The following is a 791-nucleotide window of genomic DNA, read 5'->3' on the forward strand; positions in this document are numbered from 1 at the left end:
AGGAGGATATTTAACAATGAAAAAAATCGCTACAGCTACAATTGCAACTGCAGGAATCGCTACTTTCGCTTTTGCACACCATGACGCACAAGCAGCAGAACAAAATAATAATGGGTACAATCCTAACGACCCTTATTCATATAGCTATACTTACACAATCGATGCTGAAGGTAACTACCACTACACTTGGAAAGGTAACTGGAGTCCAGATCGTGTAAATACTTCATATAACTATAATAGTTATAATAACTACAACAACTATGGTTACAATAACTATAGCAACTACAATAACTACAGTAATTACAACAATTACAACAACTATCAATCAAATAACACGCAATCACAAAGAACAACTCAACCGACTGGTGGTTTAGGCGCAAGCTATTCAACATCAAGTAGTAATGTTCACGTTACAACAACTTCTGCACCATCATCAAACGGTGTATCTTTATCAAACGCTCGCTCAGCATCTGGTAACTTATACACTTCAGGTCAATGTACATATTATGTATTTGACAGAGTAGGTGGCAAAATCGGTTCAACATGGGGTAACGCAAACAACTGGGCAAACGCTGCAGCACGTTCTGGTTACACAGTAAACAATTCACCAGCTAAAGGTGCAATCTTACAAACATCACAAGGTGCATACGGACACGTAGCATACGTTGAAGGTGTAAACAGCAATGGTTCAATCAGAGTTTCAGAAATGAACTACGGTCACGGTGCAGGTGTTGTCACTTCACGTACAATCTCTGCGAGCCAAGCTGCTTCATATAATTATATTCACTAAT

The 791-nt window shown here is 38.8% G+C and carries 1 protein-coding gene; it reads left to right on the forward strand.

Annotated elements, in window-relative coordinates; genetic code table 11:
* Nucleotides 1–16: 16 nt before the first annotated feature.
* On the forward strand, nucleotides 17–790 hold the full coding sequence (locus tag HMPREF3241_RS08795) for a CHAP domain-containing protein (RefSeq protein WP_002458244.1): 774 nt from the start codon (nucleotides 17–19) through the stop codon (nucleotides 788–790).
* Nucleotide 791: the final 1 nt, after the last annotated feature.

Source organism: Staphylococcus sp. HMSC34G04, assembly GCF_001838765.1.
GTDB classification, from domain to species: domain Bacteria; phylum Bacillota; class Bacilli; order Staphylococcales; family Staphylococcaceae; genus Staphylococcus; species Staphylococcus epidermidis.

Excerpts from the sequence above, each read along its gene's own strand:
- HMPREF3241_RS08795 (WP_002458244.1), top strand. The coding sequence starts at position 17 with ATGAAAAAAATCGCTACAGCTACAATTGCAACTGCAGGAATCGCTACT.